We start from the raw sequence: 21,537 nt of genomic DNA on the forward strand, positions 1-21,537 counted from the left end.
TCTGCACTTGATACCTGAGGCGCCATTTTGCTTGCACCGCCTCAACATCAAGTGTGTCGAGCCTGCAATATGACAGGGCCCTGGGCACAACGGCATAGGCTTTGCAGTACATTATTGTGATCATAATTCCTACCACTGACCCGCCGGTACCCCCGGACGAGTGCCATGAAAGTCCGCGACGCCATACATGGAGACACCCCTGCACTCAACGTAACAGACACGGTGGGGGAAGCCCTTGGAGCGCTCATGGAGCACCATCTGCGCCATCTTCCCGTTGTGGACGGCTCAAACCGCCTCATCGGGATCATGTCAGAAGAAGCGCTGATGACCGCTGGTGCGCACACAACGCCTATCGATAGCCTGGTAGCGCGACAGCCGATCGCCGTACATCCCAACGACCATGTGTTCGATGCTGCACGCACCATGGTGCGCCACGGGCTCAGCACCGTTCCGGTTGCCGATGCGGAGGATCAGTACGTAGGATTGATTCGGCGCCACGACATCTTCGACACGTTTGCGCGGATGCTCTCCACGCAGGCATCGGGGGCCATTCTCGCACTTGAGGTGGATCCGCGCGACTATGCACTGGCCAAACTGGTGCACCTGATCGAGCAGAACGACGCCAAGGTGCTCGCCGTGGCATCCGAAACGCCAGGGCAAACCAATGCCCAGAAGCGCCGCGTTACGTTGAAGCTAAACGTGACAGATACAACGCGCATCCGCCATGTGCTTGAGCACCACGGCTACGAAGTGGTCGCGTCCTTCGGAGACGATGACGACGAACTGGCCGAACGGGTTGAAGCCTTCATGCACTACCTGGAGGTGTAGCGCCCTGGTGTGAAGCTCGTAGTGTCGTCCTACCGCGACAAGGCAACGACGCAAGTGTCGGGACCTGCTGGCTCTGCCTAAAACGTGGGCGCGACGCTGCGGTCTGTTGCACCGAGGCATGCTCTCGCACCCATCTCATAACACCGCATATTATCGTGGCTACAGACTTCCCCTCTGCCAACGCCGTCCTCGAATCGATGACGCTTCTGGCTACGCTGTCGACGGCCTCCGATGTCCACCAGGCGGTAGAAGAACGCCGGTTAGGCCGAGACCCCAGTGCGCAGGAGACCGTGACGGAGGCAGAAGCACGCATCCGTTCGATGCGCACCTCGCTGTCGAATACAGCGCTCTACCTGCTACGAAGCGACGTAGCCGACGCATCCAGCCAGCACCAGATGGCGGCGGTCGTGCGCCACTTTGACGAACGCATGAACGTGTACCGCATGGGGCAGTGGGTGCACGACGTTCATCAAGCACTGCTCAGCCTATATCCCCGGGTCTCCGAAGCATTGGTAGAGGAAGCACGTCTCGTAGCCGACCAGGCCGCCGCCCTCGCCGAGGCGCCCGCCGATGTCTTTGTAGACGAACTCCATGCCATTGCTCAGCAAGCGCTAAGCCTAATTGCGTGGACCGAGCGCGAAGTGGGACTGTAGAGCCGTAGCGTCGCTTTCTGAAATCATCTCTGAAGAGCAAATCTAAGTTGTTTGTAGGGGGCTGTAAGAGAAGCCCCCACACGCAGATGCAGGTGCTCCTATTGTGTGATGCACGCGTATCATGCATATTAGAGATGCGGGGCGTGTATGCTGCTCCGTATCTCTGCTGCGGTATGAACATGGCACCGCGAATGTACACGGAACCGTAGCGCGTGCACGTCATGCAGCAGATGGTGATTGTATCCTCAATGATTTACCGACCAGACCAACATGGCTCACTTTTCGCACGTTGTTTCAGCTGTCGACTTTTCGCCCGCTACGGATTCGCAGCTCAAGTATCTGGGTAAGCTGCAAGAACTTGGAACCACGACTGTCACGCTGATGCATGTGCTCGATGCCCGTTACGGGCAAGGCCCCGACGAAGATCGGATGCAAACCTACAAAGACCTGCTTGAGGAAAAAGCCGAAGTTCTTCGTGAACAAGGATTTACCGTTCATACGAAACTGGGTACCGGGGCGCCGGCGGAGTTCATTGTGGACTACGCACGCGACGAACAGGCTGATCTCATCCTGCTGGCCTCGCGGGGGCACAACATGCTGAAGCGGCTCCTGATTGGATCGACGGCTGCGGAAGTGCTGCGCCTCACCGAAACCCCGGTCTTGCTCGACCAGGTAGAGCCGTCCGACAAAGACGGGGCAGCCGAACGTAAAAAGGCTCGAACCAATGGATTCGATCGCATTCTGCTGGCTACCGACTTCTCGCCGTCGGCTCGGAGCGCTGAAGACATGGCCGTATCGCTGACCCAAGAAGGGGCCGAGCAGGCTGTTTTCATGACGGCTCGCAACACAAATAAAAACTTGGTCACGATTGAGCTGGCCCGTAAAAAACTCAACCGCCTTGTAGAACGAGCCGGATCTCATGCAATGTCGATCGTGAGGTCCGACGGAGGCGACCCCGCCGACGTGATCACGGAAACGGCAAATGAGCACGAAAGCACGCTACTGATTGTCGGGAAACAGGGTCGCGGCAAGCTCGAAGACCGGATTACGGGAAGCACAGCCAGCACGCTTGCCAAAAAAGCGAACCGCCCGGTTCTCATGGTGCCGCGCGTGTCTGAGAGCGCGCGCCAGGCGGATGCGAAACAAGAAGATGCTGCCCTCAACGAGTAGCAGGCACTGGGCGGCGTCATGAACAGGCGCCGCCCACAGATTGCGCGCTCATCGTTGCACGAACACGTTCTGCCCTACTACACGTTCTGGCCCACTTATGCGTCTTACGTTCACGTCTACGAATCCGGCTACCAACACAACGTTGCGTACGTACAAGGCGCACACCGACAGCGAAGTCGAGGCGCGGTTAGATAGAGCCGAACAGGCCGCAGCGCTGCAGCGATCTCGCTCATTTGAGGAGCGGGCAACCCGCCTGCATGCTCTCGCCGACGCGCTCGAAGCGCGCTCAGACGAGTGGGCCGAGCTGATGACGCGCGAGATCGGCAAGCCCATCGGGCAGGCCAAAGGAGAAGCCGAGAAGTGCGCAGTCGTATGTCGGTACTACGCGAACAACGGAGCCGATATGCTGGCCGATGAGCCTGTCGACACAGAGGCGCGCCGCTCCTACGTGCGGTACGAGCCGCTCGGTCCGGTACTTGCCGTTATGCCCTGGAACTACCCGTTCTGGCAGTGCTTCCGGTTCGGTGCACCGGCGCTCATGGCAGGCAACACAATGCTGCTCAAGCATGCGCCCAACGCGATGGGATGTGCCGAGGCGATCGAGCAGCTCTGTGTCGAGGCCGGGTTCGACGATGGAGAGGTGCAGACGCTTCGAATCGGTACAAACGCTGTAAGCGATTGCATTGCCGACCGCCGCGTGCGGGCGGTTACGCTCACCGGAAGCGTAGAGGCAGGCAAGGCCGTTGCACAACAGGCAGCGGCTCACCTGAAACCGACCGTGCTCGAACTCGGGGGCTCCGACCCGTTCATCGTCCTGGCGGATGCAGACCTCGACGCCGCTGCCGATGTTGCGGTACGCGCTCGCATGCAGAACAACGGACAAAGCTGCATTGCTGCAAAGCGTTTCATCGTAGAGGCTCCCATTGCTGATGCTTTTACAGAACGCATCGTCGATGCAGTAGAGGCCCTCACCGTGGGCGACCCTTCGCATCCCGACACCGACATCGGACCGCTCGCGCGTGCCGATCTTCGCGATACGGTTCTCGACCAGGTCGAGCGCGCTGTTGATGACGGCGCTACGCGTGCAGCCACAGGCACTACCCCCGACAGTAAGGGTTTCTACGTGCCTCCGACGGTGCTTACCAACGTGCTTCCAGGCAGTGTTGCATTTACCGAAGAAATATTTGGCCCGGTGGCTTCGGTTGTCGTTGCCGCTGATTCCGAAGACGCTGTGGCACTGGCCAACGATACCCGGTTTGGACTCGGTGGCGCGGTCTTCACGCGTAACGTAGAACGGGGCGAGGCGATCGCGCAGCAGCTAAATACGGGTTGTGCCTTTGTGAACAAAATGGTGAAGAGCGATCCGCGCCTTCCGTTTGGCGGCATCAAAGATAGCGGATACGGACGCGAACTTGGAGTGCAGGGGATCCGTGAGTTCGTGAACGTGAAAACCGTATGGGTGTCTGATCACTGATTCAGGGAGCCGCTCGTAGCCCACACCAAGAAATCAAGACAGGGTCTAAAGGCATTTTCTGGCTGCGCTATCCGTCTCTGGTTACGGGGCTGTCTGTAGCCGTTAAAAATGAGCCATTAAAAGCACTACCTGTATGAATGCTGCCCCCCCCCCCGCGATGAACCTGGCAACGCACTATGAACACGGCGCTGCCATGCATCACGAACCGGTTTGCGAATAACGAACAAACACACGCTATGTGGGTAGCCCTTACGTGTACGTAGACTCCTAACATCTGGCTACCGGTATCCTTTCTATTTTGGACTCTTGAGGTGAACGCCCATGCGCATATTCTTTTCTCTGCTCTGTCTTGCTTTGATGCTCAGCGTAATGCAGCCTGCCGAGGCGCAGCTGCGTGATACAGCGAACGGACCGGCTCCGACCGCGCTGTATGATGAGGGAGCCAGTACCAACCTCCTGAACACGCTGTTTAGCGACGACCACTTCCGCATGTCGCACACGTACGAAATGTCAATGTCGCGCTTTGGCGGGAATACCGCCTCGCTCGGCATGTACACCAACAGCATGATGTGGCAGTTTAACGAGCAATGGGCTGCCCGTGTCGATGTAAGTCTGGCCCACTCGCCGTTTGGAGGCAATGACATGTTTGGCAACCAGACCGATGCCCAGGTCTTCTTGCGCAACGCCGAGGTGGCCTATCGCCCGTCTGAGAACATGGAGTTTCGGTTCCAGATGCAGCAAAGTCCACACGGAAGCTACATGAGTCCGTACGGAGGCTACGGAGGGTATGGCATGCGTGGCGCGCACATGGGGATGTCAACCATGCCGGGTACAGGCACCAATAACCTGTTCTGGCGCAACTAAAGCACCGCGCATCCCGGCCTATCTACCATCCTGGCCCATTCTACCAAAGGCACCTGCTCTGAAGGATGATGCGCCTGTATACAGCACGCGGCTTGTCATGACTTGTACGTTTTGCTTATGAGCCAGGCGGAACCACGCACCCGAAATATCGCTCTGAACGTCGGTTTAGTCGTTCTGGCCATGGTGTGCGCGGTACTGCTCTATAGCCTTATCGCGCGGCCAGGAGGTGCCCCGACGGCTAACCCGGACCGAGCGGCGTCCTCCGACGATCTGGTTGGATCCGTGATCCAGGTTGAGGTGCGCAACGGCGTCGGTATTGCCGGCCTGGCTGCAACCGTCATGCAGCACCTGCGCGACGACGGGTTCGACGTCGTAGAGGTTGGCAACCATAGCTCGTTCGATGTCGAGCGCACACAGATCATTGACCGCATTGACGATATGGAGTCTGCCCGCCGCGTTGCGCAGGCGCTCGGGGTGGATCCAGAGCACGTAACCCAGGATGTCCGTGAAGATCTCTACCTTGATGCTACGGTGCTGATCGGAAGCGATTACGAGACCCTTCGTCCGTTTCAGCAAACCGAGTAACTATCAACACTCAAACGCACGCACTGAACCTAATGCCTTCTTTACATGGCTGCTTCTGATCTGTCTTCTCCTGCAACGTCTTCCGCCGATGCGCCCTCGCGTCGCCCACCCCGCAACCCAGGGCACCTCATCGCAGCACACGCTGTCGATGCGATGGCCGAAAAAAAGGCGACTGACATCGTTGTTCTCGATCTGCGTTCCGTAGCGGCAATGGCGGACTTCTTTGTGATCGGGACCGGCGGTTCAGATGTGCAGATTCGTGCCATTGCCAATGGGGTCATGCAGCGTGTTAAAGAAGCGTGCGATGAGCGTCCCTGGCAACGTGAAGGCACGGAAGCCCTTGAATGGGTCGTGCTCGACTACGTCGACGTTGTCGTCCACGTCTTCAACAAGGAAAAACGTGAGCACTACAATATCGAACGCCTCTGGGGCGACGCCGATCGCAGCGAAGTCCCTGAAGAGGGGGATGCTTCTGATGTAGCGCTCCTTCAGTCCTTGCTCAAACCGTCTCGCACCCCAAAGGCCGAACGCGCCGATAGCGAGTCCGAGAGCAACCTCGATACCGACGCGGATACCAGCCCCGAGACCAACCCTGAGACCAACGAAGCGTAGCGCCCTTCAACCGTTTGCAACTTGCTTGTACGCCCGCCCTGTCTATGATTCGCTTCTTCCTGGTAGCCGGAGCCATACTGGCCGGATTTGCTGTAGCCCTTGGTGCCTATGGAGCGCACGGACTGGAGGCGCGCGTCACCCCTGAGCGTGTCGATACCTTTAACACCGGCGTGCAGTACCACATGTATCACGCCGTCGGCCTTATCATCGTAGGGGCCCTGCTTGCCATCGGGGCGCCATCCACGGTGTTCTGGGCCGGGGTCAGCTTCTTAGTGGGCATCGCGTTCTTTTCGGGTAGCCTGTACACGCTTGTGCTTACCGATACGCCTGTGCTGGGCGCTGTAGCTCCCATAGGGGGCGTTGCATTCATCATAGGGTGGCTACTCGTTGCATGGGCCGTATTTACAGGACCGATAGGCGGCCACATCACGCTGCCCTAACAAGGATGCTGCAGGTGCATCATATGTGCTATACGGGTATACAGCAGGTCAGTCGTGTGCTTCGTCTTTTTCTTGTGGGATGCGTAGCGTGGGCAGCTCCGCTGCATGCGCAAGACGTCTCAGGGCAGAGCGCAACAGAGGCCGGTGAAACGTACTTCCACCGCGCAGCACAGCACTACCTTGCCGAAGACCTCGACGCAGCGCGCGAAATCGTGACTGAGGGACTGCGCATCGCGCCCGACCATCCCAAGCTGCAAGCGCTGAATGAGCAGCTCAACGCACGTCCGCCCGATGCCGACGGCGAAGCAGATCCCGATGGCGTCCCAGATGAGCGCGGCGATGAGGAGGGCGATGAGGCAGGCGATTCCACTGGAGAGCGCGATGCCGACGGATCTTCCGACGAACTCACCGACGAGGAGCGCGAAGATGAATCCGGGGAAGCTCCCGATTCACCCTCTGCGGACATGCCGTCTTCTGACGATACAGACGAAAGCGACAACGGGGAGAGGGCAGAGCAAGACGGCCAAGACGGCCGTTCCGAGACATCTCCGGACAATGAAGTGGATGATGCTGCGGGCGGTACAGGTTCATCCGAGCGTGGCGAAGCTAATAATCAACGCCCTGACTCGGCTCGCGACATGGAACGCGGCGCCGTCGACCCCCTCGACCCACCGCATGACAGCGATGCGAGTCCAGAGAGGCCTCCTCATCCCCCCTTGCCATTAGAGATGCCGACGCTCACCCCCGAGCAGGCTGAGCAGCTCTTGCAGCTCTTTGACGCACAGGATCGACCACTGATGCATACGCTGCGCCAGTTCGGGCGCGCCTCAGAGGCCCAGCCCGACAGATAGCGAGCCGCAGCGCAGTTTCTCCATGCCGTCTGGTCTCATGCCATCCGACGCTGTAACGGCGGGCAGTTGCCTGTAACTCTCGATCCCGCTGCGCGTACAGGAACGTGCTGTACGTTTGCTCTTGCGATCTCCTCTAAGATACCTCATCATCCCTGGATAATGGCCGCGCGCGTATTTCCTCTGGCACTGATCCTCGTTGGGCTACTCGCTGGCCTGGGCGGCCCCCTGAGCGTGGCGCAGTCGTCTATACAGGTCGAAGCCCGTGTCGATGCGCACACGATCGGATCTGAAGACCGTCTCACATACGCCATCCGAGTTCGAGGAGCGGCGCTTGAGGAGATAAGTACACCAGAGCCTCCGGCTACGTCCAATCTCGTACTGCTGGACACAACACCCTCCACAGAGCAATACCTCGTGGGCGAGGGCAGCAATACAGAGCGTGCCGTCGTCTTCGCCTGGCGCTACCGGCCCATGCGTCCTGGCGCTGCGCAGCTTCGTTCTACCACCGTGCGTATCCAGAACCAGGAGCTCACCACCGGAGCTATTGATGTCGACGTGTCATCGCGCTCCAATCGTGCCGGGCAGCCGCCCTCAGGAATGCCGTTTCATATTACGGAGCGAGAGGCCGAGTCGCCTACTGGACTTGTAAGCAGCGATGATCTCTTTATTGAGGTAACGCCGGCTGATGCGGAGGTCTTCGTGGGTGAGCAGATTGGGATCGAGTACCGGCTGTACTACCGCCCGGGAGTGCGCCTGCGTCAGAGCCGGCTGGCGGACGCCTGGGAAGCCCCCGGATTCTGGCGTGAGGAGCTAGCCGTAGAGAGCCAGCCGCGCTCTGAAGATGCTGATGCAGCCTACCGGTATCTGGTAATCAAGCGGGTGGCCACCTTTCCTACGCAAACAGGGATGCTTCAGATCGATCCGCTACGGGTGGAAACGGAGGCAACCCCTGGGTTCCAGTCGGAACAGGGACGCCCACGTGGTGCGCACCGTCAGTTCGAAGAAATTCTGCTCTCGTCAGGAACGGTTGACGTGCAGGCAAACCCACTCCCCGAGGGTGCTCCTGACTCCTTTCAAGGAGCCGTAGGACGCTTTGAATGGACGCGCAATCGCATCCCCGATCGCGTTGAGGTCGGCGACGCACTCACGTTTCGCATCACGATAACGGGAGACGGAAATCTTTACAGCATCGAACCACCACTGCTCGACCTCCCTGATCACGTCGATGTCTTCGACCCTGAGGTAGAAGTTGATCTGCAGCGCGAGGGCACCACGCTGCAGGGCACGCGCACGTTTACCTACACGGTAGTCCCCCGATCGACTGCCGGATTTGCTATCCCAGAGATGGAATGGAGCTACTTCGATCCGGAAGCGGAATCGTACGTGACCCACCAGGCACCGGCAGCCCGGGTTCGCGTGGAGCCTGGACCGGAGCGGCCCTCCGAAACCGTTGCCGAGGCCGACCCGGCTCCCTCGCAAGACCGTGCTTCGTCTAACGAGATGCCCTGGGGAGTTATCATTGCCGGGTTGGGAGTTGCCGGGCTGATTGCCGGCGGATGGGGCTACGGAATATGGGGGAGCCTTTGGTCTGCGCTCGTTGCAGGAGCAAATTCGGAAGACGATGATACGTCTCCGGCAGCGGGAGAGGTAGCTACAGCGGACATCCAGAAAACGCAGCAGCATCTCGATGCGGCGCAGCATGCACTGCGCGAGAATGCCTCGAAGCCGTTCTATCGTTCGCTGGAGCACGCTGTTGTCGGACTGGTGGCGCAGCGTACCGGACACTCGGCACGTGGGATGACACATCGCATGCTTGATGCGGAGCTAAAGGCACACGGCGTAGATTTTTCCGTGCGCGAAACTGCGCAGGAGCTTCTGAAAGCGTGCGATCAGGCCCAGTTTAGTCCATCAGAGCCTTCGTACGACTCGATGCTGGCCGCTCTCGATGCCGCGCATACGCTGGTACTTCATCTCGACGCTACGCTTCCCACGGAGCCGCTCATATCCCGCTGAGTCTGACTGGCTGAGTCTGAACGGGCCAGCTTGAGGGAAGACGCAGCCCCAGTCCCCAATATGCGGTCTCGTGTGAGGGGCAATGCCGCCAATATGATGCTGTACAACTACTTACCATAGCTGGCAACAACCCGTGTGGCTCCATCAGACGTAAACGAAAGCACGTCGTACGGATCGAGCCGGTCGCCGCGCTCCATACCGGGCGAGCCCACAGGCATGCCGGGTACGGTGAGGCCCTGAATGCCTTCCGGCGCGTTGTAAAGCAGCGCCTTGATATCATCGGCCGGCACGTGGCCCTCAATCACGTAGTCTCCGACAAGAGCCGTGTGACACGAACCTAGGTGCTGCGGTACGCCCGCTTGTTGCTTTACGTTGCCCATGTCATTGCGAAACTCGGCCTCGACCTCAAAACCATTTTCTTCAAGGTGGTCGATCCAGTCGCCACAGCATCCACAGTCTGGATCCTGATAGACCGTCATGGGCGGGAGGTCGTCAGAGGCAGAGACAACGCCAAACTGTGAAAGAGCAAATATCGTAATAGCTGCCAGCACGATACCAGCAACCAAACCTTTGAGGATGGGGCCCGCAGAAAGATTCTTGAACATGGGAGAAGGACTGCATACAGGATAACGCGAGTGTTTTTGTATACGACCCTGGAAGCACAAGGCTCCATAGCCCAAGAAACCCTGATTCTGCTCTCTCGTTAATAATCTGAAACGCTATTATAACCAAGCGCTAAACGTTTTCTGTGGGGCACCTATCCCATACGCACCGGATTGGCACACTGCTTACGATGGCCGCGCTGCTCTTAAGCAGCGTCGCGCCCATCGCGCAGCACGTGTGTGCGCAGATGATGCAGCAGGGAAGCATGACCTCGATGCTGGTCTGCTGCTGTCCGGCGGGTGCCGAGGAGGCACCGAGCAACCACGGTGCCGATAACGACGCGGTGCCCTGTCACGAGCATGCCCCTGAACCGGCTGATGTGCTCGTTTCGGGAGACACCTGCTGCGACCTCGAAATGCAGCAGGCGGCAAGCGAAGCGGTACACCCGCGCGCTACGGTTGCGCATGACATGCAGGTAGCATCTGCATCGCTGCACGCTGTTGCGGTTCCGAACGTGCAGCACGCAACCGTCGCCCCACTCTCTGATCGTGGCCCCCCGCTTACCGCACGCCAGTCACTCGTTATCCGCAACAGTTCATTTCTGATATAGCAATCGCGTAGCACGGTCCTGTGTCGCCTCGCCAGGTTGAGCGTCCATCTTGAGCCTCGGCGCATCTGGCGAACACAGGACGTTCGTATTTGGGGGCTTCCCTTCCAACAGGGCTTGGCCTCACGCATCCCGTTATGCTACGTTTACTTCCCCCTTTGATTGCTATGTTTACTCGTCTTATTTCCCCTGCTCTTATTCTATCGTTGGCGTTTGTGCTCGTAGCCTGTGGGTATGACGACCCATCGGCAGACGACCGTGAACAGCTAACAGCGCAAAACGACGTGTCCACGGTGGAGATTGCTGTACACAACAACGGCTACGAGCCTTCTCATATCCAGCTGGAAGCCGGCACGACAACCCGGCTCATCTTCACACGCAAAGGCGAGTCGCCCTGCATCGAAAACGTCACGATCCCTGACCTGGACGTGGATCCGGTCGAGCTTCCGATGGATGAACCCGTCGCCGTTGAAGTGACGCCGACCGAAGACGGTGAATTTGCCTTCGTATGCGGCATGGACATGGTCGGTGGTACGCTGATGGTTCAGTCGTAATCCCGATCGCGTGCGTGGACCCAACAGATTCCCCCGCTCGGAGCCCAAATTAAGAAATCAAAACAGGTTCTAAGTGTTGTCACACGTCCGTTTTGGGTAGGCACCGCTCCGTTCATGCATTGTCATCTTGAGCGTAGCGAATTAAAAATCTCCCCCGAAATGGAGGGCAGGGCTGCTGAATCGCCAAAGTCTGCTGAGTGCCGCGGAGATGGTTTGACTTCGGCCTCCTCCGTCGGCCTTTGCTTACCATGACAGGTGCTTTGTTAGTATCGGCAGGCTGTCACTCCCTCTCAGAAGAAGGGGGGTTAGGGGAGGGATTCTGTGCTCTCAAACGCCCAACTAACGGCATGTGCGGGTTTCCTTCCTCCTTTGTTGATCGCCGCCTTGTCGCAGAATGCGCGGTCCTCACATCCGCCATTCCCTCACGCTGTTCGGGATTTCCCCCTTCGCGAAGGGAGAAATGTCGCGTAGCCACAAAGGGGGATATGCGCCCAAAAGGATAATGGAAAACTTGTACACCGCGTTAACTAATCACGCGTGACACAGAACTCCATTTGTACCCCCGACTGAATAGTGGATGTCCATGTCGTTGACAGATCGCATCATCGCCTTTTTTCTGGACAACAAGCTCGTAGCGGTATTGCTACTGCTCGCGCTCGTGGGATGGGGCGTGGCTACGGCGCCGTTTGACTGGGATCTCGACGTGCTCCCGCGCGATCCGGTCCCCGTTGATGCCATTCCCGACATCGGGGAGAACCAGCAGATTGTGTTCACCGAGTGGTCCGGACGGTCGCCGCAGGACGTCGACGATCAGATTACGTATCCGCTAACCACCGAGCTGCTCGGTGTGCCCGGCGTAGAGGCGGTGCGCTCCAGCTCCATGTTTGGCTTCTCGACGATCAACATCATCTTTGAGGAAGATGTCGAGTTCTACTGGAGCCGCACGCGCATCCTCGAAAAGCTCAACGCCCTCTCCGACGATATCCTCCCCGACGGCGTGCAGCCCCAACTCGGCCCCGATGCCACCGGGCTCGGGCAGATCTTCTGGTACACCCTCGAAGGGCGCGACGAAGACGGCAATCCCACCGGCGGCTGGGATCTGCACGAGTTACGCAGCATCCAGGACTTCCAGGTGCGCTACGGGCTGGCTTCTGCTAAAGGGGTGGCCGAGGTGGCCAGTATCGGCGGGCACGTGCAGGAGTACCAGATCGATATCGATCCGCTTGCCATGCGCGAAAGCGATGTGAGCGTCGTCGACATTGCCGAAGCCGTCCGCAAGAGCAACCGCGATGTGGGCGCCCGTACGCTTGAAATGAACCGCGCCGAGTACATCGTGCGCGGACGCGGACAGATCGAAACGCTGTCCGACATCGAAGAAAGCGTGGTTGACGCGCGTGAAGGAAACACCCCGCTTCGCATCCGCGATGTAGCCCGTGTATCGCTGGGTCCCGCTCAGCGGCGCGGCATGCTCGACAAAGGCGGCACCGAAGCGGTCGGCGGCGTGGTGGTGGCGCGCTATGGCGAGAATCCACTGGAGGTGATCGAGAACGTCCACGCGCAGATTGAGCAGATCCAGACCGGGCTGCCCTCGAAGACCCTGGACGACGGCACCGTGTCGCAGCTCGAAATTGTGCCGTTCTACGACCGCACCGGCCTCATCTACGAAACACTCGGCACCCTCGAAGAAGCGCTCTCCCTGCAGATCCTCATCACCATCATCGTGATCATGATCATGGTGATGCATCTGCGCGCGTCGTTCATTGTGTCGGCGCTGCTGCCCGTGGCGGTGCTCATGGCGTTCATTATGATGCGCTACGTCGGGGTTGATGCTAACGTCGTGGCTCTGGCGGGTATTGCCATTTCCATCGGAACGGTGGTGGATATGGGCATCATCATGACCGAAAACATGCTGAGCCATCTCGATGAGGCCGAGGACGATGAATCGCGTCGTGATGTCATCTTCCGCGCCGCCAGCGAGGTGAGTCCCGCCGTCATCACTGCGCTCACCACTACCATTGTGAGCTTCCTGCCCGTGTTCTTGCTGGAGGCGTCGGAGGGCCGCCTGTTCGGGCCCCTGGCGTGGACGAAAACGTTTGTGCTCGCCGCAGCGCTCGTCATCACCATTGCCCTCATTCCACCATTTGCCCACGCGTTATTCGCTCGGACAAAAACCAAGCGCTGGATGCGCATCGGGGCCAACGGTGCGATGGTGCTTGGCGGACTCGCACTCCTCTTTTACATGCCCTGGGCCGGGTTCATCCTGCTGGGGCTGGGCCTGCTCGGGCTGGCGGTGCTTTTCCCCAATCGGCAGGGGTTGGTGGATGCGAAGCAGTTGCGCACATACCAGCCGTATATCGCGGTTGGCATCATCGTGCTGGGTATCGGATGGTTGCTTGCCGGCGTGTGGCTTCCCCTCGGCCCCGAAAACCCCGTCGTGTTTAGCCTGCTCTTTGTGCTGGCTGCGGTCGTACTCATCCTGGGTGCCTTCTTGCTGTTCCAGCGTCACTACGAAACCATGCTGCGTGCCCTTATGACGCGGAAGGGGCTCTTCCTGCTGGGGCCGCTTCTGTTGCTTGTCGCCGCCGTGTTTAGCTGGCAGACGCTCGACCGCGAGTTCATGCCCACGCTCGACGAGGGCTCGTTTCTGCTGATGCCCACCACCATGCCGCATGCAGGCACCGAGGAGGCGCTCGAACAGATGCGCATCATGGACATGCGCGTGGCCAGTATCCCCGAAGTAGAAACCATCGTTGGCAAGATCGGACGCGTCGAATCGGCCCTCGACCCGGCGCCCGTCTCCATGTTCGAATCCGTCATCCAGTACGCCAGCGAGTACAAGACCGATGAGCGCGGGCGCCGCGTGCGCTTTGAGACAAACAGCGACGGCGAATTCGTGCGCGATGCCAACGGCGCCCTGATTCCCGACCGCCGCGGACGCTATTACCGGCAGTGGCGCGACCATATCCAGTCGAAAGATGACATCTGGACCGAGATCGTGCAGGCCGCTGATCTGCCGGGCGTGACCTCGGCGCCCCGTCTGCAGCCCATCGAAACGCGCCTCGTAATGTTGCAAACGGGTATGCGTGCACCCATCGGCGTGCAGGTATTCGGCCCCGACCTTGGTACCATCGACGACGTATCGATCCAGCTCGAAGATATCATCCGCGAAGCCGAGGGCGTGCGTCCGGGGTCGGTCTTTGCCGACCGGGTGGCGGGCAAGCCGTACCTGGAGATTAATATCGACCGGACGGCCCTTGCGCGCCACGGGCTCACCGTCGATGATGTGCAGACGGTGATCGGCATTGCACTGGGCGGTGAAACGCTTACGCAGACGGTGGAGGGGCGCGAGCGGTATCCGGTACGGGTGCGCTACGCCCGTGAAATGCGCGACCACCCCGAAGCCATTGCTCGCATCCTGGTCCCCACTCCAAGCGGATCTCAGATTCCGCTCGGTCAGCTTGTGGACATCGGATACGCCGAGGGGCCGATGAACATCCGAAGCGAGAATACCTTTCCGGTCAACTACGTGACGTTCGACGCGCAGTCGGGCACCTCGGCTGTCGAAGCCGCCGAGCACGCGGGCCTGGCGATCGACGACGCCATCGAGCGCGGCGATCTGACGCTTCCCGAGGGCGTAACCTACCAGTTGGCGGGCGAATTTGAGAACCAGCAGCGCGCCGCGAGCCGCCTGGCGCTGATCGTGCCCATCACGCTCCTCATCATCTTTCTGCTGATCTACTTCCAGTTCCGCAGCACCATTACCGCGGCCATCATTCTGTCGGCGATTGCGCTTGCATGGAGCGGCGGGTTTGTGATGATGTGGTTCTACGGACAGGAGTGGTTCCTGAACGTGAATCTGCTGGGTACCGAGATCCGCGACCTTTTTCAGATGGGCACCATCAACCTCAGCGTGGCGGTGTGGGTGGGCTTTCTCGCGCTCTTTGGCATCGCGGTGGATAACAGCGTGGTGCTGGCCACCTATCTGAAGCAACTCTTCGACCGCGAAGCGCCCACGACCGTGGCCGAGATTCGAGATGCAGCCGTCCGTGCTGGAATGCGCCGCGTGCGTCCCTGCCTGATGACGACCGGCACCACCCTGCTGGCCTTGCTTCCCATTTTGACCACGCCGGGCAAGGGGGGCGAAATCATGGTGCCCATGGCGGTGCCCATTTTTGGTGGGATGCTCGTGCAGGTGCTCTCGCTTTTTCTAGTGCCGGTCCTCTACGCTCTCTGGAAGGAGTGGACGCTGGATGGGCCCTGACGCATTGTGTTCTCCATGGAGTTCCTCACGACCTGAACCTACGCAAGCCTGTGCCTGAAATGACTCAACATATAACGTACTTTCTCAAGCCGGATTCCCTTCGCGAAACGAGCCCCATCGGCCTCGAAGAGTCGGGCGCCCGGACGTCGGAGGCAACAGAGCGTCCGCAATCAATCATGTTTGAGACCGGTGCCAGCCGGGGGAGTTTGATTGATTGCAGCGGCGTGGGATCTGACTTCAGCCCGAGTCTTCCCAGCCGCGATTTTTTTGGTTCGTTTTTTTATCCAGAAAAAAATGAACAACCAAATGCGCGATGGGATGCCAAAGTATACTCGTTTGCAATATTGATCGTCTTGCTCATCCTAAGCGTACCGGCGTCCGCCCAGGACACCCCGTACGATGCCCTTCTTCATGAGGCCGATGCCGACGCGTTGGCTCCGCTTGACGATTATATGCAGCAAGCAGCGGCCAGCAATCCGCAGCTACAGGCGCAGTACCAGGCGGTAGTCGCGCAGTCGCATCAGCGGGCCCAAGTGGGCGCGTTGCCGAATCCAGAAGTAAACCTCGCGTTCTTTGCGAATCCGCCCAACCAAGAAGGGAGTCTGCCCGGACGCTTTGCGGTCTCCGCCATGCAGATGTTTCCCTGGTTTGGCACGCGCACGGCCCGTCGCACCGCCGCCGACCATCGCACGCGGGCGCAGGAGCAGCAGTTTGAGGCGGCTTGGCTCGACATGATGCGCGAGGTGCAGACGGCGTACTTCGACTACTACCGGGCGCAGCGCGCCGTAGAGCTCACCGAACGGCAGATTGAGCTACTCGACGACCTGGAGCCGATCATTCGTACCCGATACGAAACGGGGCGTGCCTCGGGCGGACAGGTCGATCTGCTTCGCATCGAGATGGAGCAGGAGGAACTGCGCACCGAGCTGGAGACGCTCCGCGAAGCCCGCAATCCCATCCGCGCTTCCTTCAACGCCCTGCTCGACCGCGCTCCCGACGCATCCATCGACCTGCCGGAGGGGCTTCCTGACACCGACCTGCAGCTCGCCGACCGTACCGTCCCGGCTGATGCCGACGCGCTTGCTGATATCGTGCTCAATCGCAATCCCACTCTGGATCGCTTTGATGCGCAGGACGATGCCTTCCGCGCCGATGCTGAAATTGCGCGGCGTGAGAGCTACCCGCGTATCGGGCTGGGCGTAGAGGTGATGGGGCGCGACTTTATGCAGATGCGCACGATGGAGCGCATGAACGAAGGCATTGCCCTGATGGCGACCGTACAGGTGCCTCTCTTTCGCGAACAGCACCGGGCGCGGCAGCGCGAGACAGACGCCGAACGTCAGCGCACCCAGCATGCGCAGCACGCGCTTGAAAGAGAGCTTCGCACAACCGTCGAGCGCGAGGTGCAGGCGTATCGCGACGCCACGCGCCGCCTTACGCTCCACCGCGAGGAACTGCTTCCGCGCGCAGCCCAGGCGCTCGATGTCCTACGCGAGGACTACGTATCCGGGCGCACCTCCTTCGATGAGATTATCCGCATGCAACGCCAGATGCTCGACTATACCCTGGCCATCGTTGATGCAAAGGCCGACCAGCATCGCGCACGGGCGCGCCTCGAAGCGCTTGCCCGCAGCCCCAATCGCCCCGCTCCTGACTTCGCTCCCTGAGCCGCCCTCCTTCCGCACGGACACATCGGCGATGTGCCCCGACGCACTCCCTGACTATGACCCAACGCATCATGCCTACGAAAACGAACCTCTGGATCGGCGCAGCCCTGATCGGAACCGGACTGCTGCTGGGCTACGTGCTCTTTGGCGGATCGGCCTCCGATCCAGCACCAACCGACGCGTCTACTGAACACGCCGACCATGGCTCCGACAACGGCGAGGCTGCTGATGCCCAGGTATGGACGTGCTCCATGCATCCATCGGTGCGCGAGGAGCAGCCCGGCTCGTGTCCGATCTGCGGCATGGACCTGATCCCCGCCAGCCAGACCGAAGACACGGGCGACTTCGCGCTCGTCATGACCGAAACCGCCACCGAACTGGCGCAGGTGCAGACCAGCCGCGTGGAGGAGCGGGTGCCCACGCGTGAGCTCCGCCTGCCCGGACGGCTGCAAGTTGACGAGCGGCGTATCACCTCTGTAACTGCCCATGTAGACGGGCGCATCCGCAACTTGAATGTCGACTTTACCGGAGCCCCCATCCGCGCAGGCCAAACGATGGGCACGCTCTACTCGCCCGACCTGATCAGTGCACAGCGCGAACTGCTGGAGGCCCTGCGCTATGCGGATCGCCGCCCCGAAATGGTGGAGTCCGCCCGGCAGAAGCTGCGCCTCTGGGAACTCTCGGAGGAAGAGATTCAGCGTATCGAGGAGGCCGGGGACGTGCAGACCGAAGTGAACATCACGGCCCCCGTGTCGGGCATTGTGATGGAGCGCAATGTGACTCGCGAGCAGTATGTGCAGCAGGGATCGGTACTTTACGAGGTGGCCGACCTGGGTGCGCTCTGGGTTGTGTTTGAGGCGTACGAAGAAGACCTACAGTGGCTCAATACCGGGCAATCCGTCACCTTTCATGCCCGGGGACAGGCGTCAGATACCCACGAAGCCACCATCAGCTACATCGATCCCATGATAGATCCGGACAGCCGTACCGTACGTGTGCGCGCTGAGATTGCCAATCCGGGGGGACGCCTGAAGCCCGACATGCTCGTGCGGGGCACCATTCAGGCGGATGCAGAGGCGGAGCAGTTGGTTGTGCCATCGAGTGCTGTACTGTGGACGGGACCGCGCTCGCTCGTGTACGTGCACGATACCCAGGCCGATGCCCCCCGCTTCGAAGCTCGCGAAGTGACGCTTGGACCGCGCATGGGCAACGACTACGTCATTACCGATGGGCTCGAAGCCGGCGAGCACGTGGTTACCCACGGCGCGTTTCGCATCGACAGCGAGTTTCAGCTTGCCGACCGCCGCAGTATGATGAACGTCGAACCCGGCACCGGCGCTGCACCCGGTGGGCATGATCATGGGGATATGAATGGGGACATGGAGGATGATGGGATGGATCATAGTGAGATGGATCACGGCGAAATGGAGGAGGACGAGCATGACCTCGAAGCCCCGGAGCAGACCTTTCATGACGAGGTGCCCGATGCGTTTCGCGCCCAACTGACCGATGTGATCAGCGACTATCTGAGCGTCCGAGATGCACTCATTGACTCCGACGAAGCCGCCGCCCGTTCGCATCTCCAAACGCTACAGGCCACCCTCGGTGAGGTGGATATGACCCTTCTTGACGACGCCCCTCACGACGCCTGGATGGAAGATCTGACCGCCCTCGAATCGCACCTAAGCCACGTTGAGCATGCGGAAAACCTTGATGGGATTCGGGCCGAGTTCAACACCATCTCGCTTGTGTTGGCCTACAGCATTCAGCGATTTGGTATTGATGGGGTTGCGTATCGGCAGTATTGTCCTATGGCGTTTGGAGACGATGGCGCCTACTGGATCAGCGATGAAGAGGAGATCCGCAACCCGTATCTGCCCGAAAATATGCTCGGGTGTGGGGAGGTGATTGAGCGGTTGGATGAGTGACTCTTGTTCTCGATTACACCGCTTTCTTACAGTACACGACAAAAGTCAGACGACTCTTCATAGGGGCATGTCACCCCCAAAAGGGTGGGTTCAGATGAATGGTTTCCCCTCCATCCTACCCTTCCTCCCCAGGGAGGAAGGAACCAGAGGGCGCTTTCATGAAGTCCCCCTCGGAGGAGGGGGATGTAGGGGGAGGGATTTTGCGCTCAAGCGCGAAACAATCAAGCGTGATAGTGCAGTCGTCCCGTTGAAACGGTTTTGATCGACGCCTCTGATTGGGGAAGGCGCTGATCACCGAGACGAATATGAAGGCTCGCAATTTTTTGTCATGTACCATGCCGCTTTCTATAAACAGAACACCCAAATCGATATGGCACACTCGAACCACGGCCATGCTCACCACGACCACGCCGAGCACGGTAACAGCCACGATCACAGCGACCACGATCATCACAGCCCCGCGGCATTTCGCGACCGGTTCTGGCTGAGCCTCGTGCTTACGCTTCCGATTCTTTACCTTTCGGAGGATATTCAACGCTGGTTTGGCTACGAGGCGGTCCCCTTTACGGGAGCTGAGTGGGTGGGGCCCGTGTTTGGCACCGTGCTCTTTTTTTACGGGGGCTGGCCCTTCCTGAAGGGCTTCGTGCACGAGATACGCGCTCGCCAGCCGGGCATGATGACGCTCATCTCCATGGCCATCACCGTGGCCTACGGGTATAGCCTCGCTGTGACGTTCGGCGCACCGGGCATGGAATTGTACTGGGAGCTCTCGACACTCATCCTGATTATGCTGCTGGGCCATTGGATCGAGATGGCGTCGGTGGAGGGAGCGAGCAAAGCGTTGGAGCATCTGGCCGAACTCGTTCCAAACGAGGCGCGGCTGCTTCGGGACGATGGCAGTACGGAAACGGTGCCTGTCCACGAACTCCAGGAAGGCGACCGCATCCTCATCCGCCCCGGCGACCAGATTCCGGCTGACGGCGACGTCGTCGATGGCGCGTCGAGCGTGAATGAGGCGTTTCTTACGGGCGAGTCGAAGCCGGTACCGAAAGAAGAGGGCGACGAGGTGGTGGCGGGCGGCGTCAACGGCGAGGGGGCGCTGACGGTCAAGGTCAAGCGCACCGGCGGCGAAACCACGCTCAGTCAGGTGCAGCGGCTCGTGGAAGAAGCGCAGGAATCACGCAGTCAGTTTCAGAACCTGGCCGACCGCGCGGCCTTCTGGCTCACGCTCATTGCCATCGGCGCGGGGTCCCTCACCTTCATCACATGGCTCCTGATCGGCTACGAGTTTAACTTCGCCATCGTACGCACAGTAACGGTCCTCGTGATGGCCTGCCCGCACGCGCTCGGGCTCGCCATCCCGCTCGTAGTGGTGAACGCCACGTCCATGTCGGCCCAGAATGGCATCCTCGTGCGCAACCGGGAGGCCTTCGAGCGGGCGCGAGACATCGACGTGGTGTGTTTCGACAAGACCGGGACGCTCACAAAGGGCGAGCACGTCGTGCAGTCGATCCACACGAACGGCATCGACGAAGATGAGGCACTCAAGCTCGCCGCGGCGCTGGAAAATCGCTCGGAGCACCACCTGGCCGCGGCTATTGTGACGGCTGGCCGGGAGCGCGATCTGCAGCCCCCTGCCATCGAGGACTTTGGGGTGACTGCCGGGAAAGGTGTCAATGGACGCTTAAACGGACAAACCTATCGCATCGGCCAACTCGAATGGCGCGAGGAGTTCGGCATCGACTTTCCCGATGAGTTGCAGGAGCCGTACGACGCTGTCAACGAGCGGGGCGAGAGCGTCGTCGCGCTGATGGATGAAGAGGCTGTGGTCGCCCTCATCGCTCTCGCCGACCAGGTGCGGCCCAGTGCAAGGGCCGCCGTCGAGGCGCTTCGGGAGATGGGCGTCGAATCCGTTATGATTACCGGCGATGCGGAAGCGGTGGCCCAGACGGTGGCCGACGAACTCGGCATTGAGCGCTACTACGCACGCGTCCTGCCCGGCGACAAGGCCGAGATCGTCAAGGACCTGCAGCACGAGGGGCAGCAGGTCGCCTTCGTGGGGGATGGCATCAACGACGCCCCGGCGCTCGCCCAGTCGAACCTCGGCATCGCCATCGGTGCCGGCACGAACGTCGCCATCGAATCTGCCGACCTCGTGCTTGTCGACAACGACCCCGAGGACGTCACCCGCGCGCTGCGTCTATCGGCCATCACGTACCAAAAGATGATTCAGAATCTGTTCTGGGCCACGGGTTACAATGCCATAGCCCTTCCGCTGGCGGCCGGTGTGGCCTTCCCTCTGGGCGTGCTGCTCTCCCCGGCGGTCGGTGCGGTCTTCATGAGCACCTCCACCGTAATCGTTGCCATCAACGCGATGCTGATGCGGCGGCATGATCTCAGTGCTGCCTGAGATCGGTACCTTGTCTT

General features: G+C 60.0%; 17 protein-coding genes. 16 read left to right on the forward strand and 1 reads right to left on the reverse strand.

The annotated features are described in order from the left end of the window. Positions 1 to 165 precede the first annotated feature (165 nt). The 10 genes from ACZ48V_RS04595 to ACZ48V_RS04640 all read left to right on the forward strand — a co-directional run bounded on the left by ACZ48V_RS04595 (position 166) and on the right by ACZ48V_RS04640 (position 9,490). A complete protein-coding gene (locus tag ACZ48V_RS04595) occupies positions 166 to 828 on the forward strand; it encodes a CBS domain-containing protein (RefSeq protein ID WP_464542035.1) in 663 nt (220 codons plus the stop codon). 155 nt (positions 829 to 983) lie between these two features. Further along, positions 984 to 1,481 carry a hypothetical protein gene (locus tag ACZ48V_RS04600; RefSeq protein ID WP_464542037.1) on the forward strand — a complete coding sequence of 166 codons (498 nt, stop codon included), beginning with the start codon at positions 984 to 986 and terminating at the stop codon, positions 1,479 to 1,481. A 270-nt stretch (positions 1,482 to 1,751) separates the two neighbouring features. Next, positions 1,752 to 2,651 carry a universal stress protein gene (locus tag ACZ48V_RS04605; RefSeq protein WP_464542039.1) on the forward strand — a complete coding sequence of 300 codons (900 nt, stop codon included), beginning with the start codon at positions 1,752 to 1,754 and terminating at the stop codon, positions 2,649 to 2,651. Between the two features lie 97 nt (positions 2,652 to 2,748). After that, complete coding sequence (locus ACZ48V_RS04610) at positions 2,749 to 4,125, forward strand: NAD-dependent succinate-semialdehyde dehydrogenase (protein ID WP_464542041.1); 1,377 nt, start codon at positions 2,749 to 2,751, stop codon at positions 4,123 to 4,125. A gap of 357 nt (positions 4,126 to 4,482) precedes the next feature. Beyond that, a complete protein-coding gene (locus ACZ48V_RS04615; RefSeq protein ID WP_464543098.1) occupies positions 4,483 to 4,989 on the forward strand; it encodes a hypothetical protein in 507 nt (168 codons plus the stop codon). A gap of 117 nt (positions 4,990 to 5,106) precedes the next feature. After that, complete coding sequence (locus ACZ48V_RS04620; protein ID WP_464542043.1) at positions 5,107 to 5,574, forward strand: LytR C-terminal domain-containing protein; 468 nt, start codon at positions 5,107 to 5,109, stop codon at positions 5,572 to 5,574. Positions 5,575 to 5,619: 45 nt separating this feature from the next. After that, complete coding sequence (gene rsfS / locus ACZ48V_RS04625) at positions 5,620 to 6,186, forward strand: ribosome silencing factor (protein WP_464542045.1); 567 nt, start codon at positions 5,620 to 5,622, stop codon at positions 6,184 to 6,186. Between the two features lie 44 nt (positions 6,187 to 6,230). Then, the gene (locus ACZ48V_RS04630; RefSeq protein WP_464542047.1) at positions 6,231 to 6,626 is read left to right on the forward strand and encodes a DUF423 domain-containing protein; all 396 of its coding nucleotides are present in this window, start codon (positions 6,231 to 6,233) and stop codon (positions 6,624 to 6,626) included. A gap of 56 nt (positions 6,627 to 6,682) precedes the next feature. Continuing rightward, entirely contained in the window at positions 6,683 to 7,477 is a 795-nt protein-coding gene (locus ACZ48V_RS04635) for a hypothetical protein (protein ID WP_464542049.1), read from the forward strand. A 159-nt stretch (positions 7,478 to 7,636) separates the two neighbouring features. Further along, positions 7,637 to 9,490 (forward strand): BatD family protein, encoded by a 1,854-nt coding sequence (locus ACZ48V_RS04640; RefSeq protein ID WP_464542051.1) that lies wholly within the window; start codon positions 7,637 to 7,639, stop codon positions 9,488 to 9,490. Between the two features lie 107 nt (positions 9,491 to 9,597). On the opposite strand, the gene ACZ48V_RS04645 is transcribed toward ACZ48V_RS04640, so the two are convergent. Beyond that, on the reverse strand, positions 9,598 to 9,969 hold the full coding sequence (locus ACZ48V_RS04645) for a DUF411 domain-containing protein (RefSeq protein WP_464543100.1): 372 nt from the start codon (positions 9,967 to 9,969) through the stop codon (positions 9,598 to 9,600). Between the two features lie 269 nt (positions 9,970 to 10,238). Here ACZ48V_RS04645 and ACZ48V_RS04650 point away from each other — a divergent pair, with 269 nt between their 5' ends. From ACZ48V_RS04650 to ACZ48V_RS04675, 6 genes are all read left to right on the forward strand, one after another. Beyond that, positions 10,239 to 10,703 carry a hypothetical protein gene (locus ACZ48V_RS04650; protein WP_464542053.1) on the forward strand — a complete coding sequence of 155 codons (465 nt, stop codon included), beginning with the start codon at positions 10,239 to 10,241 and terminating at the stop codon, positions 10,701 to 10,703. Between the two features lie 164 nt (positions 10,704 to 10,867). Further along, positions 10,868 to 11,254, forward strand: coding sequence for a cupredoxin domain-containing protein (locus ACZ48V_RS04655; protein WP_464542055.1), 387 nt, complete (start codon positions 10,868 to 10,870; stop codon positions 11,252 to 11,254). Positions 11,255 to 11,837: 583 nt separating this feature from the next. Further along, positions 11,838 to 15,515 carry an efflux RND transporter permease subunit gene (locus tag ACZ48V_RS04660; protein WP_464542057.1) on the forward strand — a complete coding sequence of 1,226 codons (3,678 nt, stop codon included), beginning with the start codon at positions 11,838 to 11,840 and terminating at the stop codon, positions 15,513 to 15,515. Positions 15,516 to 15,574: 59 nt separating this feature from the next. After that, positions 15,575 to 17,182, forward strand: coding sequence for a TolC family protein (locus tag ACZ48V_RS04665; protein WP_464542059.1), 1,608 nt, complete (start codon positions 15,575 to 15,577; stop codon positions 17,180 to 17,182). A 71-nt stretch (positions 17,183 to 17,253) separates the two neighbouring features. Further along, positions 17,254 to 19,110, forward strand: coding sequence for an efflux RND transporter periplasmic adaptor subunit (locus ACZ48V_RS04670; RefSeq protein WP_464542061.1), 1,857 nt, complete (start codon positions 17,254 to 17,256; stop codon positions 19,108 to 19,110). Between the two features lie 370 nt (positions 19,111 to 19,480). Beyond that, positions 19,481 to 21,520 carry a heavy metal translocating P-type ATPase gene (locus tag ACZ48V_RS04675; protein WP_464542063.1) on the forward strand — a complete coding sequence of 680 codons (2,040 nt, stop codon included), beginning with the start codon at positions 19,481 to 19,483 and terminating at the stop codon, positions 21,518 to 21,520. Positions 21,521 to 21,537: the final 17 nt, after the last annotated feature.

Source organism: Longimonas haloalkaliphila (genome assembly GCF_055379825.1).

Bases quoted from the DNA above. Each gene is read 5' to 3' on its own strand.
- ACZ48V_RS04595 (WP_464542035.1), top strand. From the start codon at position 166: ATGAAAGTCCGCGACGCCATACATGGAGACACCCCTGCACTCAACGTA.
- ACZ48V_RS04620 (WP_464542043.1), top strand. From the start codon at position 5,107: ATGAGCCAGGCGGAACCACGCACCCGAAATATCGCTCTGAACGTCGGT.
- ACZ48V_RS04660 (WP_464542057.1), top strand. From the start codon at position 11,838: ATGTCGTTGACAGATCGCATCATCGCCTTTTTTCTGGACAACAAGCTC.
- ACZ48V_RS04670 (WP_464542061.1), top strand. From the start codon at position 17,254: ATGCCTACGAAAACGAACCTCTGGATCGGCGCAGCCCTGATCGGAACC.
- rsfS (WP_464542045.1), top strand. From the start codon at position 5,620: ATGGCTGCTTCTGATCTGTCTTCTCCTGCAACGTCTTCCGCCGATGCG.
- ACZ48V_RS04630 (WP_464542047.1), top strand. From the start codon at position 6,231: ATGATTCGCTTCTTCCTGGTAGCCGGAGCCATACTGGCCGGATTTGCT.
- ACZ48V_RS04675 (WP_464542063.1), top strand. From the start codon at position 19,481: ATGGCACACTCGAACCACGGCCATGCTCACCACGACCACGCCGAGCAC.
- ACZ48V_RS04610 (WP_464542041.1), top strand. From the start codon at position 2,749: ATGCGTCTTACGTTCACGTCTACGAATCCGGCTACCAACACAACGTTG.
- ACZ48V_RS04615 (WP_464543098.1), top strand. From the start codon at position 4,483: ATGCTCAGCGTAATGCAGCCTGCCGAGGCGCAGCTGCGTGATACAGCG.
- ACZ48V_RS04665 (WP_464542059.1), top strand. From the start codon at position 15,575: ATGACTCAACATATAACGTACTTTCTCAAGCCGGATTCCCTTCGCGAA.
- ACZ48V_RS04605 (WP_464542039.1), top strand. From the start codon at position 1,752: ATGGCTCACTTTTCGCACGTTGTTTCAGCTGTCGACTTTTCGCCCGCT.
- ACZ48V_RS04645 (WP_464543100.1), bottom strand. From the start codon at position 9,969: ATGACGGTCTATCAGGATCCAGACTGTGGATGCTGTGGCGACTGGATC.
- ACZ48V_RS04640 (WP_464542051.1), top strand. From the start codon at position 7,637: ATGGCCGCGCGCGTATTTCCTCTGGCACTGATCCTCGTTGGGCTACTC.
- ACZ48V_RS04655 (WP_464542055.1), top strand. From the start codon at position 10,868: ATGTTTACTCGTCTTATTTCCCCTGCTCTTATTCTATCGTTGGCGTTT.